Source organism: Cryobacterium sinapicolor, from assembly GCF_004403465.1.
In the GTDB taxonomy this organism is placed as follows: Bacteria; Actinomycetota; Actinomycetes; order Actinomycetales; family Microbacteriaceae; genus Cryobacterium; species Cryobacterium sinapicolor.
Genome location: NZ_SOGQ01000053.1, coordinates 1 through 1057, shown reverse-complemented (window position 1 = coordinate 1057; position 1057 = coordinate 1). Strand labels below are relative to the sequence as shown.

Genomic DNA, 1057 nt, shown 5'->3' with positions numbered 1-1057 from the left:
CGAGATCCTGATGGGCGTTTACCGCGACCTCACCGCCGCTAACGTCCCGACCCGCGCCGCGGCCCGTCTGACCGGAGTCTCTCGGGCAACCGCGACGCGAACACCGGTTCAAACGCCGACAAGGCGGGCAGCGGTGGTGCCGGTGAACAAGCTCAGCCAGGCCGAGCGGGCCCGAATCCTGAGACTGGTCACCTCGCCGGAGCTGGTCGATCTGGCGCCGATTCAGATCTATGCCCGACTGCTGGATCAGGGCGTGTATCTGGCGTCGATCTCCACGATTTACCGGGTGTTGGCCGCGAACAAGCTCGTCAAGGAACGCCGCCGCCTGGCCCGCCACCCGGCCCGGGCAATCCCGGAACTGGTCGCGACCGGGCCCGGCCAGGTCTACTCGTGGGACATCACCAAACTCGCCGGGCCCGTGAAGGGCCGCTACTTTGACTGCTACGTGATGATCGATATTTACTCCCGTTATATCGTCGGCGCCTACGTTCACGCCTCCGAATCCGGTGAGTTGGCCGTGGAGATGATGAAGGAAACCTTCGGCATCCACGGCGTTCCCCACGTCGTCCACGCGGACCGAGGAACGTCGATGACATCCAAGACCGTGGCCGCGTTGCTCTCCGATCTAGAGGTCACGAAGTCGCATTCCCGGCCTCAGGTCAGCAACGACAACCCGTACTCCGAGGCGTGGTTCAAGACGTTGAAGTTCGCGCCGGTGTTCCCGGAACGCTTCGGCACCCTCGGCGACGCACGCCTGTTCATGAACCGCTTCGTCGAGGGCTACAACCACACCCACCACCACACCGGCATCGGCTTGAACACTCCCGCCGACGTTCACTACGGACACGCCGCGGGCCGCGCCATCGAACGCGGCAAGGTCCTCGCCGCGGCCCGGGCCCAGAACCCAGAACGCTTCAGCAGCAGCGCCGCACCAAAGATCCTCGCCCTGCCCGGGCCAGCCTGGATCAACCAACCCGCCGAACCCGCAGTCGCGGAGGCCGAACCGAAACTAGCCGCCTAAACTCACGCTGGCCTCATTCACCTTGACAAATTCCGG

1 protein-coding gene is annotated in these 1057 nt (G+C 64.8%); it reads left to right on the top strand.

Features of this window, described 5'->3' with window-relative positions; all coding sequences use genetic code 11:
• Positions 1 to 1021, top strand: a 1021-nt coding sequence (locus tag E3T28_RS10530; protein WP_206750459.1) for a DDE-type integrase/transposase/recombinase, incomplete at its 5' end; no start/stop codon positions are given.
• Between the last annotated feature and the right edge of the window lie 36 nt (positions 1022 to 1057).